Below are 13,809 nucleotides of genomic sequence, written 5' to 3'. Positions count from 1 at the left end.
CCGGGGGACGGGGCGAAGATCGCGCTCGACCATGCCCGGACCATCTGCGAGGCGGCCCGCGAGCACGGGGCGTGGGTGACCGTCGACGCCGAGGATCACACCCGGACCGACTCCACGCTGGCGATCGTGCGCGAGCTGCGGGCCGACTTTCCGTGGCTCGGCACGGTCCTGCAGGCGTATCTGCGGCGCACCGAGGGCGACTGCCGGGACCTGTCCGGCGCCGGGTCACGGATCCGGTTGTGCAAGGGCGCGTACCGCGAACCCGAGTCGGTGGCCTATCAGTCGCGGGGCGACGTCGACGCGTCGTACCGGCGTTGCCTCGCGCTCCTGATGCGCGGTGACGGTTACCCGATGGTCGCCACCCACGATCCCGCGGTCATCGCCGCAGTCGACGGGCTGGTCCGGGAAACCGGCAGGGAATCCGACGATTTCGAGTACCAGATGCTGTTCGGCATCCGGGAACTCGAGCAGGCCCGATTGGTGGAGTCGGGCCGCCGGATGCGGGTCTACGTGCCGTACGGCGCGCAGTGGTACGGCTACTTCATGCGGCGTCTCGCGGAGCGGCCGTCGAACCTGAAGTTCTTCCTGCGTTCGACGCTCACGCGGGGCTGACCGGCGATTGTGAGACAGTGGGCGTCGTGCTGCTCAGTTCGCTGAATCCCCTCGCCGTCGCGCGCGGCGACGACATGCCCGACGCCGTCCGGATCGGCGACACCGCGCTCTCGCGCACCGACATCCTCGGAGCGGCCGGCGCGCTGGCCAAGCGCATCACCGGCGCCCGGGTGGTCGCGGTGCTGGCCGAGCCGACACCGGCGACCGTGATCGCCGTCGTCGGGTGCCTGCTCGCGGGCGTCACCGTCGTTCCCGTCCCGCCGGATTCGGGTCCGGCCGAGCTCGATCACATCCTGTCCGATTCCGGCGCGCAGGCGTGGCTCGGACGGGCGCCGGAGGGCAGCCGTCTGCCGATCGTGCCGGTGCGCGTGCACGCCCGAGACTGGCACGGCCACCCGGAACCGCACCCGTCGTCCACCGCGTTCGTGCTCTACACGTCCGGCACGACGGGCCCGCCGAAGGGCGTGTTGCTCAGCCGGGGCGCGATCGCCTCCGGCATCGACGCGCTCGCCGAGGCGTGGCAGTGGACGTCGAAGGACGTTCTGGTGCACGGTCTTCCGCTCTTCCACGTGCACGGCCTGATCCTCGGAGTGCTCGGCCCGCTGCGGGTCGGCAGCAGGTTGATCCACACCGTCAAGCCCACGCCGCAGGCGTACGCGGACGCCGCCCGGGCCGGTGGCTCGCTGTTCTTCGGTGTGCCGACCGTGTGGTCGCGGATCGCCGAGGACGAGGAATCGGCGCGGGCGCTCAGCGGTGCCCGACTGCTGGTGTCGGGCAGTGCGCCGCTACCGGTGCCGGTGTTCGAACGACTGCGCGAGCTCACCGGGCTCACGCCGATCGAGCGCTACGGCATGAGCGAGACCATGCTGACGATCAGCACCCGCGTGGACGGCGAACGCCGCCCCGGCTGGGTGGGACTGCCGGTCCGCGGCGTCGAGACCCGCCTGCGCGACGAGCGCGGGGGCGAGGTGCCACACGACGGCGAGAGCATCGGCGGCCTGCAAGTCCGCGGTCCCATGCTGTTCGACGGCTACCTGAACCGGCCCGAGGCCACCGCCGAGTCGTGGGCCGAGGACGGCTGGTTCAAGACCGGCGACGTCGCGGTGATCGACGCGGGCGGCTTCCACCGCATCGTCGGCCGCGAGTCCACCGACCTCATCAAGTCGGGCGGGTACCGGATCGGTGCCGGCGAGGTCGAGACGGCGCTGCTCGGGCATCCGGGGGTGAAGGAAGCCGCCGTCGTCGGGCTGCCCGACGCCGACCTGGGTCAGCGGATCGTCGCGTTCGTCGTAGGTGACGGGCTCGACGAGCAGGCGCTGATCGACCACGTCGCATCGCAGCTCTCGGTGCACAAGCGGCCGCGCGAGGTCCGGCTGGTCGAGTCGCTGCCGCGTAACGCCATGGGGAAGGTGCAGAAGAAGCTGCTCGCCTGAGCGGCTACAGCAGATCCGACAGTTTCGACTGCCCCAGGAAGTCGCCCGGGTGTGTCACCGGCGCCGCCAGCATGCCGGCGTACGAGTCGATGAGGAAATACGCGAACTCGGTCCAGTTGGGGGTGGCGCCGTCCTGGATGTGCGCCTCGTACTGGGCCGACGCGTCGATCGTCATGCGGCCGATCATCCAGGACCGGCCGCGCAGGACCGGTTCCGGAATCGTCGCGAGGATCCCGCGGATCTGCTGGACCAGGTCGTCGATCAGCGGATCGGCGGTGATCGACTCGGCCACCGTGGCCGCGGCCGACGGGACCGTGCGCAGTTGCTGTAGGAAACGGGCCCGCCAACTGGGAACCGGCGCCGACGCCAGGTAGTCGGTGAACGGAACGATCAGGCTCGCAAGCAGGTCGGCGAGTCCGGGGTCGTCGCCGAGTTCGCCGACCAGCTCGGCCCGGCGCGCCCGCATGCGTTCGGACTGGCGCAAGAGCAGGGCATGGACGAGTTCGTCGTGCCCTCCGAAGTGATACGACACGGCGGAGTGATTGGCGTTGCCGGCGTGCTCGGCGATACGCCGGTTCGACACGGCGTCGATGCCGTGTGTCGCGAACAGTTCCTCGGCCGCATCCATCAGTGAGTGGCGAACGCGGTCACTGTGCTGTCCCAATTGTCTCCCTCTCGACATGGCCGGATGCGACGGTCGTCGGTTCCGCGGATCCGGATGCGATCTATCTCACCGCCCTTCGACATTGTCCTATTTAAGTCAGGTGGCGTAAATTTTGGGTGGTCGGTGGTTCACCGGCGGGTTTCACGCATGGCAACGAGGAGCGCAATCGATGACAGAAACGTCCACGGCGACCGAGGGGCCTCCCGACAGCACCGAGGCTTCCGCGGCAGAACTGGCCCGGGCCAAGAAGGAGCGGATCGGCCGGTACGTCGCGATCGTGCTCATGCCGTTCCTGATGGTCGGCATGATGGTCACGGGCTATCTCGCGTCGATGCACGCCCCGACCCCGCACGACATGCCGATCGCCGTCGCGGGTCCGGCGCAGCAGGCCCAGGAGTTCGCCGACGCGCTTACCGCCGCCGATCCGTCGGCCGTGGACGTCCGGGTGGTCGGCTCCGACGCCGATGCGCGCCAGGCGGTGCTGGACCGCGAGGTCGCCGGCGCCGTCGTGCTGTCCGGCACCGGCGACGGCACCGCCACGATGTACACCGCCGGCGCTGCGGGCGCATCCCAGGCCTCCACGGTCACCGGGCTCGTGGCGCCGCAGGCGTTCGAGCAGGCGATCGCTCTGCAGAACCAGGACCTGGCACCGCTCCCCGAACGCGACTCGGCCGGTCTGGCCGCGATGTTCATGACCACGGCGTTGATGCTCGCCGGCTACATGCCGCTGAGCATCATGCTGTCGAACTCGCCGGAGCTGCTGCGGGTGCGCCGATTCGTTCCGCTGCTCGCGGGCTGGGCTGCGCTGGTGGCCGGGCTGGTGTGGCTGATCGCCGGACCGATCCTCGGGGCGCTCGACGGCAATACCACTGCGATCCTGGGTATTTCGTGGCTCGCCGTCTTCGCTGTCGGCCTGGTGCAACTGTTCCTCACCCGCATCCTCGGTCCGATGGCGGTGCTGGCGGGCATGCTCTTCCTGATGGTCCTCGGCGTACCCGCGTCGAACATGGGTATGTCCGTGCACACGATGCCGTCGCTGTACGCGACGCTGCACAACTTCCTGCCGACGCCGGCGACCGGTGAGGCCCTGCGGTCGGTCATCTACTTCGGTGGAAACGGAGTTGGCACCCACGTGGCCGTGCTCGTCGTCGGAGGACTCGTCGCGCTCGCGGCGACGCTCGGCATCGACGCGCTGAAGCGGCGCCGCAACCCCGAGGCCGGAGATCCCGAAGTGACGATGCCGTCCATCACCGCCGGACCCCGCCCGACCAGCAACCGGGTCCGCTACGCCCTCCTCGGGTTCTTCCCCGTCGCGATGGTCGTGATGATGCTGTCGCTGATGCTGGGGGCGATGTACCAGCCCGCGCCGAAGGACATGCCCGTCGCGGTGGTCGCCGCGAGCACCGAGCAGGCCCAGCAGATGGCGGACGGGCTCGAGCGGAGCGTGCCGGGGCTGTTCGACCTCACCGTGTCCGGTTCGATCGACGACGCCCGGCAACAGATCGAGGACCGCACCCTGGTGGCGGCATACGTCCTACCGTCGGCCGAGAACCCGTCGGCCACCCTCGTCACCAACGAGGCCGCGGGGATGAGCCAGCAGCAGGTGGTGCAGCAGGTGTTCGGTCAGGTGTCCGCGGGGCAGGGCATGCCGCTCGAGACGGAGACCGTGGCATCGCTCGGGGACGGCGACACGATGGGAACCGTCAGCCTGTACCTCGCGATGGGCTGGATCATGTCCGGCTTCATGGTGGTCGTCGTCGCCTTCGGTGCCGCTCCGATGGTGATGCCGCTACGCAAGCTGGTGCCCGTCGTGGCCGGATTCGCGGTGTTCATGTCCACGGTGTTGTGGGTGATCGCGGATCCGATCGTCGGCGCGGTGGACGGCCATTTCCTGCCGCTGGTCGGGACCGGCATCGTCGCGATCGTCTCGGTCGCGCTGTTCACCACCGTCTTCGTGCGCCTGCTCGGTGTGCTGGCCGTACTCCCGGCCGTTGCGGTCCTCATGTTCCTGGGGGTCCCGGCGTCCGGCGGCGCGCTCTCGATCTACATGGAACCCACGATCTTCCGGTTCCTGCACGACGTCCTGCCGATGCCGGCGGCGGTCGAGTCGGTGCGGTCGATCCTGTACTTCGGTGGTGACACCGTCGGGGGCCACCTGCTCACGTTCGTGATCTGGGGAGCCGTCTCCCTGCTCTGCGTCGTGATCATCGACCGGTTCCGGCCCGTCCGGACGCAGCCGCTCGAGGTCGAGCCGGAACGGGTGCCGGTCTCGGTCTGACGGGATGTCGGGGGACAGGTGCCGACAAGCGGTGCCTGTCCCTCGATCCGTGTCAGATCAGGTGGTCAGTCCTTGTAGCGGTAGAAGCCCTCGCCCGACGCGACACCGAGCTTGCCCTTGTCGATGTAGTTCTCCTTGAGCCACACCGCCAGCTTCTGCGCGTTCTCGTCCCCGTGCGCCATGATGTTGTACGGCGTGGTGAGGCCGATGATGTCGAAGATCTGGAACGGTCCCATCGGTGCGCCGGTGGCGATCTTCCAGGTCTTGTCGACATCCTCCGGTTCGGCGTAGCCACCGGCGGCGAGGGCCGCCGCCGAGTTCAGGAACGGCACGAGCAGTGAGTTCAGCACGTAACCCGCCTTCTCCTTGTGCAGTTCGATCGGGACCATGCCGATCTCGGTCGCGAACTCGACGACGGTGCGGAACACCTCGGGGTCGGTCTGCTCGGTGCCCATCACCTCGGCGGTGTTGAACCGCCACACCCGGTTCGCGAAGTGCAGCGCGAGGAAACGGTCGGGGCGGCCAGTGGCCTCGGCGAGGTCACTCGGCAGCAGCGTCGACGAGTTCGTCGCGAAGATCGTCCGCTCCGGCGCGGCAGCGCCGATCCGGCGGTACGTGTCCTGCTTGAGCGACAGGATCTCCGGAATTGCCTCGATGACGAGATCCGCGTCGGCCACCGCGGCGTCGAGATCGGACGTCAGCGCGAGACGGTCCAGGGTGGCGGCGGCGCTGCCGTCGTCGGCACCGGGAACGTCCTGGCGATACGTGTCGACCAGGCCGGCGAAGCGACCGCGCGCGGCGTCGAGAGCTTTGTCGTCGATGTCGTACGAGGTGACCTCGAATCCCTTGAAAGCCGTCTGAAAGGCGATCTGGGAGCCGAGCACTCCCGCGCCCAGCACGGTGACCTTCCGAATGTCCGTCATGAACCCTCCAGGTTTCCGTTCGGCCGAATCGGGCGACGGCCGACTCTTCTCGACGATATCCCCGGCCGACCGGGCGGGCGTACCGTCGGGAGCATGAGCGTCGTCACGAGCACCCGCATCGTTCTCGCTTCGCGACCGCACGGTGAGCCCACTGCGGACAATTTCCGCACGGAGACAGTCGAATTGCCGGACCTGTCCGACGGCCAGGTGCTGCTGCGCACCGTCTACCTGTCGCTCGATCCGTACATGCGCGGCAGGATGAGCGCCGCCGAATCGTACGCCGACCCGGTGGAGGTGGGCGACGTCATGGTCGGCGGGACGGTGTCGCGGGTGGTGGAGTCGCGCAACCCGCGCATCGCGGCGGGCTCGTACGTCCTCGGATACACGGGGTGGCAGACGCACGCCGTGGTCGACGGCAATACTGTGCGCCCACTCGACCCGGACCGTGCCCCATTGTCGACCGCCCTCGGCGTGCTCGGGATGCCCGGCTTCACCGCATACTCGGGTCTGCTGAAGATCGGCCGCCCGCAGGCCGGGGAGACCGTCGTGGTGGCGGCGGCGTCCGGTCCGGTGGGGTCTGCCGTCGGGCAGATCGCGAGGATCGAGGGCGCGCGCGCCGTCGGGATCGCCGGCGGGCCCGACAAGTGTGCGTACGTGCGCGACGAACTCGGATTCGACGCCGCGATCGACCACCGCGCACCGGATTTCGCGGAGCAGTTACGGGCAGCCGCCCCGGACGGCATCGACGTCTACTTCGAGAACGTCGGCGGACCGGTCACCGCGGCCGTGCTGCCGCTGCTCAACCTCTACGCCCGGATCCCGGTGTGCGGGTTGGTGTCCCAGTACAACGCGGCCACGACGCCGGAGGGACCGGATCGGCTGCCCGGATTCATGGGCCTCGTCCTCACCAAGAGCCTGACCGTGCGTGGATTCATCCAGTCCGAGTTCGTCGCGGAGATGTACGCGGACTTCGAACGCGACGCCTCCCGGTGGATCGCCGAGGGACGGCTGAAGTACCGGGAGGACGTCGTGCACGGACTGGACAACGCGCCATCCGCGTTCCTGGGGATGCTGCACGGCAAGAACTTCGGCAAACTCGTCGTCCGGGTCGGCCCCGAGGACGGCTGACGGTCAGGGCTGGACGCCGACGGGCTTGTCGCCGACGATCGAGATGCGGTCCATCACCCGGCGGGCCGGGAAGTAGTCGCTGGACGCGTAGTGCTGGCAGGTGCGGTTGTCCCAGAAGGCGATGGTGTCGGGCTGCCACTGCAGTCGCACCTGGAATTCGGGACGCTGGACGTGCCGGTAGAGCGCGCGCAGGATCTCGTTCGACTCCTCCTCGGAGACACCGAGAATGCGCTGCGTGAAGACGGAATTCACGAACAGCACGCGGCGTCCGGTCTCCGGGATCACCCGCACCACCGGATGCGTCACCGCGGGGAATGCGGGGCGGAGCATCTCGACGGTCTCGGCCGGCATGCCGCGGCCGAACGAGTTGATCCAGTCGTGCTCGGCCTCGAGGTGGTCGATGCGCGCGCGGAGGTCCTCCGGGAGCAGGTCGTAGGCCGCGCCGGTGTCAGCCCACAGGGTGTCGCCGCCCACTGCCGGCACCTCGACCCCGCGCAGAATCGCTGCGAAGGAGGGGAATTCGTGCCATGTGACGTCGTTGTGCCACATGTTCTCGACCCCGACCGCCATCGCGTCCTTCGCGAGCGTCGCGACGTCCGCGTCGCTCTGCCCGGGCTGGGTGTACTTGAAGAACGGGTGCTGCTCCAGTTCGCCCCAGCGGGAGGCGAACGCGCGATGGTCGGCGCGGTCGATGTCCTGGTCGCGGAAGAACAGCACCTTCCACTCGAGCAGGGCGCGACGGAGCTCGGCGAGCACGTCGTCGGACAGGTCGCCGGTCAGCCGGATGCCGGAGATCTCGGCGCCGATGGTGGGGGTCTTCGGCGTAAGTGAGAACAGTTCGTAGGGACGGACATCGGCGCTCTCGGTGGTGCGTCGCGCGACGAGAGGGCCGACGGCATAGAGCGGATCCGTCGGACGCGGTTCGATGAAGGTCCGGAAGATGTCGGGATTGGCGGAAGCGGTCATAGCGAAACTCCTTGGGGATCGGTGTGTTCCGTCGGATCTGGAGTGCTGTGTCGAACGGATGTGGGCGCCTCGAGTATGGCGACGCACGTGTCGACGAGGTCCGCGACGATCGCGGCGGTCTGTCGCTGGGTGCGGTCGCGGCCCTCGTGCGCTGCCAGGGTGGTCATGCCGAGTGTCGCCACCTTGTCGGCGCGCCATTTCGCGACGTCGCCCGGGACCGGGCAGAGGCCGACCAGCATGTGATGCACGCTCCGGTAGGTCTCCGCCCGCAGGTGCTTCTGGATCGTGTCTGCAAGCGCGGGGTCGAACAGTCCCTGGACGAGGAAACGCGCGTATCGGCTGCCGGGTCGACCGAGCGTTTCGGCCGCCAGTGGGCGGACGAGTGCCTCCACAACCTGTCGAACCGTCGGCGGGGCGCCGAGCCGCTCGATCTCGTCCAACAGTTCCTGTCGCCGTGCGTTGACGGGCGACATGCGGAGTTCGACGAGCGCTTCGATAAGTCCCTCTCGGGACCCGAAGTGGTACTTGGCCGCCGACTTGTTGGACTGGTTGGCCGCGATCTGGACGTCTTTGAGCGTGAGCGCGGGCATTCCCCGCTCGGCGATGATCTGCTCGGCTGCTTCGATCATCGCCACTCGGGACGTGTTCTGGGTCACATCATGGACTTTAAGGCTGCAACCTTAAAGGTGTCAATGGGTAGGGGGAATCGCGTCTGGAACGATGACGCCGTGAAATCCGAATCAGCCGAGCATGCGTTCTCGTCCGTTGTCGGCACCGGTATCGCACCGCTCCTGAAGGAGTTCGGATTCCGGAAGCAGAAGCTGACGTTCACACGTCGACGCGACGGGCTGGTCGACGTCGTCAACCTCCAACGGTCGGCCGGGAACAGCTACGAGTCGATCCGGTTCTATGTGAACTGCGGCGTCTACTCGGCGGAGTTCGACCGCGTCATCGGTCGGGTTCCGGAGGAACGCCCGAAGGAGGTCGACTGCCAGTACCGGCGCAGGATCGAACACATCGCGCCCGGGATCGGACCGCACGTCACGGTGACGGCGGGCACCGATGTCCCCGCCGTCGCGGAGCAGATGCGGGCCGCGCTCGTCGCAGCGCTCGACGTGATGGGGCGGCTCGGCGGCCCCGACGACGTCGCCGGGGCCGTGGACTCGGACATTGATTTCGACGTATTCCGATACCGGCTGGCGTCGGGCGACGACGTCGGCGCGCGCGAACAGTTCGCGCGGGCGCGCACCGAGTTCGGGTCGGAAGAGCGCTGGCCCCGCCTCGAGGTGCAGTTCCGGAAGGCGGAGGCCGAGTACGAGGTCCCCGCGACCTAGCGGCCGTCGCGGAAGACCGGCTCGCGCTTCTCGCGCCGGGCGAGCGTCGCCTCCTCGAAGTTGTCGGTCATCAGCCGGATGAGCAGCTGCCCGAGCCCCTCCTGGTTCATGTGCTGGGCCATCGACGACGCGTCCAGACCCGACCACAGGGTGCGCTTGGTCAGTTCGACGCCCGGACGGGAGAACTGCGCGATCCGCTGCGCCAGGTCGAAGGCGTCGTCGAGCAGATCCTCCGGCGCGACCACGCGCGACACCAGACCGATGCGCGCGGCCTCGTCGGCGTCGACGTCCCGACCGGTGAGCATGATCTCGAACGCGCGGGACGAACCGATCGCCCGCGGCAGCAGATAGCTCAGGCCCAACTCGCTCGCGGTGAGACCGTTGTTGATGCCGGCCGCCCGGAAGTACGCCTCCGGGGCAGCGAGGCGGATGTCCGCGGCCAGCGACAGGCAGAAGCCGCCGCCGATCGCGGCGCCGTTGACCGCCGCGATGACCGGCTGGTGCATGCGACGCAGCGTCAGCACGACGTCGTCGAGCATCTCCATCGACCGCAGCGCGATCGATGGGCGGGTGAGCCCGTCGATGTGCGGGGGCTTGCCCGCCGACGTCTGGTCGGCGCCGGAGCAGAAGCCGTGGCCGGCCCCGGTGATCACGACGGCGCGGACGGTGTTGTCGTTGCTGATCGCCTCGAGCGACTCCCGGAACGGGACCATGACGTCGAACGCCATCGCGTTCATGCGTTCCGGGCGGTTGAGGGTCACCAGCGCCACGTGCTCGCGTGGCCGTTCGACGAGGATGAAGCTCACGGTTCTCCTACGGTCCCAGGGGCGATCGTGCGCCGACCCTACGCCGCGGGAGCGTCCGGTGTGCCCGTTCCCGCGACCTAGACCGTGGGGTGTTCGCCGGCCGTGGCCGTCCGCGCCTTGCGACGCGAATTGATCACCGACAGCAGCAGAATGAGGAGGAACAGGCCGGCGGTGGCGATCAACTGGTCGCGGGCGGCGTCGTCGAACATCATCAGCACCGCGAAGGCGGTGAGCATCGCCAGCGTGAGATAGCTCAGGTACGGGAACAGCCACATCTTCACCGTCAGCTTGCCCTCACGCTCGAGTTGCCGCCGCAGGCGCAGGTGCGAGATGACGATGAATACCCAGATCACCAGCAGCGCGGCGCCGACGGCGTTGAGCAGGATGCCGAGCAGCGAGTCGGGCAGCAGCCAGTTCAGCAGCACGCTGACGAAGCCGAACAACACCGACAGCAGGACCGCGTTGGTCGGCACTCCCGTCGTGGACAGCTTCGCGAGGGCCTTCGGGCCGTCGTTGCGCCGGGCGAGGGAGAACGCCATCCGCGACGTGCCGTAGACGTTCGCGTTGAACGCCGACAGCAGCGCGATGACGACGACCAGTTCCATCAGCCCGGAGACGTAGGGGAGGTTCGCCCTCTCCAGGACCGACACGAACGGGCCGTCCTGCAGTCCGGGATCGTTCCACGGCACCACCAGCACCATGATGGCGATCGCACCGATGTAGAAGACGCTGATCCGCCACATGACGGTGCGGACGGCGGTGGCGATCGAGCGCTCGGGGTCCTCGGACTCGGCCGCGGCGATGGTGACGATCTCGATGCCGCCGAAGGCGAACGCCACGACCAGCAGGCCCGCCGCGATCCCGCTGAACCCGTTCGGCATGAAGCCGCCCTCGCCGAGCAGGTTCGTCAGCCCGACCGGATCGGTGTCCGGGAGCAGACCGAACACGAGCAGGACACCGACGACGAGGAAGCCGATGATCGCCGCGACCTTGAGGGCCGCGAACCAGAACTCGAACTCGCCGAAGTTGCTGACCTTCGCGAGATTGACCACGGCGAAGAAGGAGACGAACACCAGCGCGATCACCCATTGGGGGACGCCCGGCAGCCAGTCGTTGACGATCGCCGAGGCGCCCGTGATCTCGGCGCCCAGCACCATGATCAGCATGAACCAGTACAGCCAGCCCATCACGAAGCCGGCCCATTCGCCGATGCCGATCCGCGCGTAGTGCGAGAAGGATCCGCTGGCGGGCAGCGCGGCGCCCATCTCGCCGAGCATGCGCATCACGCACACCACGACGAAACCGGCGATCACGTAGGAGACGAGGACTGCGGGGCCGGCCTTCGCGATCCCGACGCCGGTCCCGAGGAACAGTCCGGCGCCGATGGCCGACCCCAGGCCCATCATCGTCAGATGACGGACCTTGAGGCCGTGCCCTAATCGGGCGGGGGTTTCGGAGGAACTCACGAGCTACGAATCGATCAGTCGTTGGCGTGCAGAGCCGCGTTCAGTTCGACGCCCGTGCCCTTCCACGGCACCACCTCGACGGCGCCGGAGACGGAGTTGCGGCGGAACAGGATGTTCGAACGGCCGCTCAGATCCGCGGCCTTGACGACGGTGCCGTTCGGGCCGGTGACCTTGGTGCCGGCGGTGATGTAGAGACCCGCCTCGACGACACAGTCGTCGCCGAGCGAGATACCGAGACCGGCGTTGGCACCGAGGAGGCAGCGCTCGCCCACGGAGATGACCTGCTTGCCGCCGCCGGACAGGGTGCCCATGATCGAGGCTCCGCCGCCGACGTCCGTGCCGTCGCCCACGACGACGCCCGCGGAGATGCGGCCCTCGACCATCGAGTTGCCGAGGGTGCCGGCGTTGAAGTTCACGAAGCCCTCGTGCATGACCGTGGTGCCGCTCGCCAGGTGGGCGCCGAGGCGGACACGGTCGGCGTCGGCGATCCGCACGCCGGCCGGAACCACGTAGTCGACCATGCGCGGGAACTTGTCGACACCGAACACGGTGACCGGGCCGCGGATCCGCAGCCGCGAGCGAACCAGTTCGAAGCCGTCCACCGCGCACGGGCCGTAGTTGGTCCACACGACGTTCGCGAGGAGACCGAACACGCCGTCGAGATTGACGCCGTGGGGCTGCACCAGGCGGTGCGACAGCAGGTGCAGGCGCAGGTAGGCGTCGTGCGCGTCGACCGGCGCGGCGGCCAGGTCAGTGATCGTGGTGCGCACCACGATCTGCTTGACCTCGCGGGCCTCGTCGTTGCCGGCGAGCAGCGCGAGGTCCGACGGGATGGCGGTGCCCTCGAGTTCGACGGTGCCGGCAACGGTGCCGTCCTCGAACTCGCCCAGTTCGGGGGCCGGGTACCAGGTGTCGAGAACCGTGCCCGACTCGGTCACGTTGGCGACGCCTACAGCTGATGCTCCGTGTGCATTCACGGGTGCACAGATTACGCGAGTCGCGCGAGGCCGTGCGGGTCGGTGAGCCGATCGTGGACCCGCCCACACGTTCCGACCGGTCGGGTGCCGTGCTGGACAGGGCGCCTAATCTTAGAAGCCGTGAGCACCCTCGATCTGCACGCCGACCCCATCGATCTCACCGCTGCGCTCGTGGACATTCCCAGCGTGTCGCAGGACGAGGGCGTCATCGCCGACGTCGTCGAGGCCGCGCTGCGGGAACAGACGTCCGGGTTCGAGGTGATCCGCAGCGGCAACGCGGTGCTCGCCCGCACCGACCGTGGCCTGCCGAGCCGGGTCATGCTCGCCGGTCACCTCGACACCGTGCCGATCGCCGACAACGTGCCGAGTCGGCGCACGACCGACGAGCGGGGCGACCTGCTGCACGGCTGCGGCACCGTCGACATGAAGTCCGGCGACGCGGTCTTCCTGCACCTGGCCGCGACGATCTCCGACCTCGCGCACGATCTGACGCTCGTGTTCTACGACTGCGAGGAGATCGCCGCGCAGTACAACGGTCTGGGCCGCATCGAGCGCGACCTTCCGGAATGGCTCGCCGCCGACGTCGCGATCCTGGGCGAACCCACGGCGGGCTTCATCGAGGCGGGATGCCAGGGCACCCTGCGGGTGCGTCTGACGACGTCGGGGGTGCGCGCGCACTCGGCACGTTCGTGGCTCGGCGACAACGCGATCCACAAGTTCGCCCCCGTGCTCGAGCGGTTGTCCGCCTACCGGGCGCGGTCCGTCGACATCGACGGCTGCATCTACCGGGAGGGCCTGTCCGCGGTGCGGATCTCGGGCGGGGTTGCCGGCAACGTGGTCCCGGACGCCGCGGAGATGGACGTCAACTTCCGCTTCGCGCCGGACCGCAGCGTCGAGCAGGCGATCGCGCATGTACGCGAGGTGTTCGACGCGGCGGCACTCGGCGGTCTCGAACTCGGCTTCGAGGTCACCGACAGCTCGCCCGGCGCGCTGCCGGGGCTGGCGAACCCCGCGGCCGCGGCGTTGATCGACGCGGCCGGTGGACAGTTCCGTGCCAAGTACGGCTGGACCGACGTCTCCCGTTTCTCGGCGCTCGGGATCCCCGCGGTCAACTACGGCCCCGGTGATCCCAACCTCGCGCACAAGCGGGACGAGCACGTGCCGGTGGAACAGATCACCGACGTCACACGGGTGCTGCGCGGCTACCTCGCCGTGTAGGCGG

At 68.7% G+C, this 13,809-nt stretch carries 13 protein-coding genes; 6 read left to right on the top strand and 7 right to left on the bottom strand.

The features are described 5' to 3' along the window. A partial coding sequence (locus IJ15_RS0119165) for a proline dehydrogenase family protein (protein WP_031939959.1) occupies nucleotides 1-612 on the top strand: 612 nt, incomplete at its 5' end. Nucleotides 613-638: 26 nt separating this feature from the next. Further along, nucleotides 639-2,045: an acyl-CoA synthetase gene (locus IJ15_RS0119160; protein WP_031939958.1), complete on the top strand. Its 1,407-nt coding sequence runs from the start codon at nucleotides 639-641 to the stop codon at nucleotides 2,043-2,045. A 4-nt stretch (nucleotides 2,046-2,049) separates the two neighbouring features. Here IJ15_RS0119160 and IJ15_RS0119155 read toward each other — a convergent pair whose 3' ends face one another. Continuing rightward, the gene (locus IJ15_RS0119155) at nucleotides 2,050-2,709 is read right to left on the bottom strand and encodes a TetR/AcrR family transcriptional regulator (RefSeq protein ID WP_156112159.1); all 660 of its coding nucleotides are present in this window, start codon (nucleotides 2,707-2,709) and stop codon (nucleotides 2,050-2,052) included. A 169-nt stretch (nucleotides 2,710-2,878) separates the two neighbouring features. Here IJ15_RS0119155 and IJ15_RS0119150 point away from each other — a divergent pair, with 169 nt between their 5' ends. Then, nucleotides 2,879-4,987, top strand: a complete 2,109-nt coding sequence (locus IJ15_RS0119150; protein WP_031939956.1) for an ABC transporter permease — start codon at nucleotides 2,879-2,881, stop codon at nucleotides 4,985-4,987. A 65-nt stretch (nucleotides 4,988-5,052) separates the two neighbouring features. On the opposite strand, the gene IJ15_RS0119145 is transcribed toward IJ15_RS0119150, so the two are convergent. Next, nucleotides 5,053-5,910, bottom strand: coding sequence for a 3-hydroxyacyl-CoA dehydrogenase (locus IJ15_RS0119145; RefSeq protein WP_031939955.1), 858 nt, complete (start codon nucleotides 5,908-5,910; stop codon nucleotides 5,053-5,055). A 93-nt stretch (nucleotides 5,911-6,003) separates the two neighbouring features. Between IJ15_RS0119145 and IJ15_RS0119140 the strand changes: the two genes are divergently transcribed. Then, a complete protein-coding gene (locus tag IJ15_RS0119140; RefSeq protein WP_031939954.1) occupies nucleotides 6,004-7,038 on the top strand; it encodes an NADP-dependent oxidoreductase in 1,035 nt (344 codons plus the stop codon). A gap of 3 nt (nucleotides 7,039-7,041) precedes the next feature. On the opposite strand, the gene IJ15_RS0119135 is transcribed toward IJ15_RS0119140, so the two are convergent. After that, nucleotides 7,042-8,004 (bottom strand): TauD/TfdA dioxygenase family protein, encoded by a 963-nt coding sequence (locus tag IJ15_RS0119135; protein WP_031939953.1) that lies wholly within the window; start codon nucleotides 8,002-8,004, stop codon nucleotides 7,042-7,044. Next, on the bottom strand, nucleotides 8,001-8,633 hold the full coding sequence (locus IJ15_RS0119130; protein WP_031939952.1) for a helix-turn-helix domain-containing protein: 633 nt from the start codon (nucleotides 8,631-8,633) through the stop codon (nucleotides 8,001-8,003). Before IJ15_RS0119130 ends, IJ15_RS0119135 begins: the two co-directional genes overlap by 4 nt. Nucleotides 8,634-8,732: 99 nt before the next feature. Between IJ15_RS0119130 and IJ15_RS0119125 the strand changes: the two genes are divergently transcribed. Then, nucleotides 8,733-9,338, top strand: coding sequence for a DUF4304 domain-containing protein (locus IJ15_RS0119125; protein WP_231569594.1), 606 nt, complete (start codon nucleotides 8,733-8,735; stop codon nucleotides 9,336-9,338). Here the strand turns inward: IJ15_RS0119125 and IJ15_RS0119120 are convergent. From IJ15_RS0119120 to dapD, 3 genes are all read right to left on the bottom strand, one after another. Beyond that, nucleotides 9,335-10,144: an enoyl-CoA hydratase gene (locus IJ15_RS0119120; protein ID WP_031939950.1), complete on the bottom strand. Its 810-nt coding sequence runs from the start codon at nucleotides 10,142-10,144 to the stop codon at nucleotides 9,335-9,337. The genes IJ15_RS0119125 and IJ15_RS0119120 overlap by 4 nt on opposite strands. Nucleotides 10,145-10,221: 77 nt before the next feature. Continuing rightward, nucleotides 10,222-11,550, bottom strand: coding sequence for an amino acid permease (locus IJ15_RS0119115; RefSeq protein ID WP_231569596.1), 1,329 nt, complete (start codon nucleotides 11,548-11,550; stop codon nucleotides 10,222-10,224). Nucleotides 11,551-11,624: 74 nt separating this feature from the next. After that, nucleotides 11,625-12,587 carry a 2,3,4,5-tetrahydropyridine-2,6-dicarboxylate N-succinyltransferase gene (gene dapD, locus IJ15_RS0119110; RefSeq protein WP_031939948.1) on the bottom strand — a complete coding sequence of 321 codons (963 nt, stop codon included), beginning with the start codon at nucleotides 12,585-12,587 and terminating at the stop codon, nucleotides 11,625-11,627. Nucleotides 12,588-12,707: 120 nt separating this feature from the next. On the opposite strand from dapD, the gene dapE reads away from it, so the two are divergent. Beyond that, nucleotides 12,708-13,805 carry a succinyl-diaminopimelate desuccinylase gene (gene dapE, locus IJ15_RS0119105; protein WP_031939947.1) on the top strand — a complete coding sequence of 366 codons (1,098 nt, stop codon included), beginning with the start codon at nucleotides 12,708-12,710 and terminating at the stop codon, nucleotides 13,803-13,805. Nucleotides 13,806-13,809: the final 4 nt, after the last annotated feature.

It is taken from the genome of Prescottella defluvii, assembly GCF_000738775.1.
Classification (GTDB): domain Bacteria; phylum Actinomycetota; class Actinomycetes; order Mycobacteriales; family Mycobacteriaceae; genus Prescottella; species Prescottella defluvii.
The sequence above is the reverse complement of the archived record's forward strand: the minus strand, read 5'-3'. Positions and strand labels throughout refer to the sequence as shown.

Coding starts and splice junctions, on each gene's coding strand:
- IJ15_RS0119150 (WP_031939956.1), top strand. CDS start 2,879: ATGACAGAAACGTCCACGGCGACCGAGGGGCCTCCCGACAGCACCGAG.
- IJ15_RS0119145 (WP_031939955.1), bottom strand. CDS start 5,910: ATGACGGACATTCGGAAGGTCACCGTGCTGGGCGCGGGAGTGCTCGGC.
- IJ15_RS0119140 (WP_031939954.1), top strand. CDS start 6,004: ATGAGCGTCGTCACGAGCACCCGCATCGTTCTCGCTTCGCGACCGCAC.
- IJ15_RS0119135 (WP_031939953.1), bottom strand. CDS start 8,004: ATGACCGCTTCCGCCAATCCCGACATCTTCCGGACCTTCATCGAACCG.
- IJ15_RS0119130 (WP_031939952.1), bottom strand. CDS start 8,633: ATGATCGAAGCAGCCGAGCAGATCATCGCCGAGCGGGGAATGCCCGCG.
- IJ15_RS0119115 (WP_231569596.1), bottom strand. CDS start 11,550: ATGATGGGCCTGGGGTCGGCCATCGGCGCCGGACTGTTCCTCGGGACC.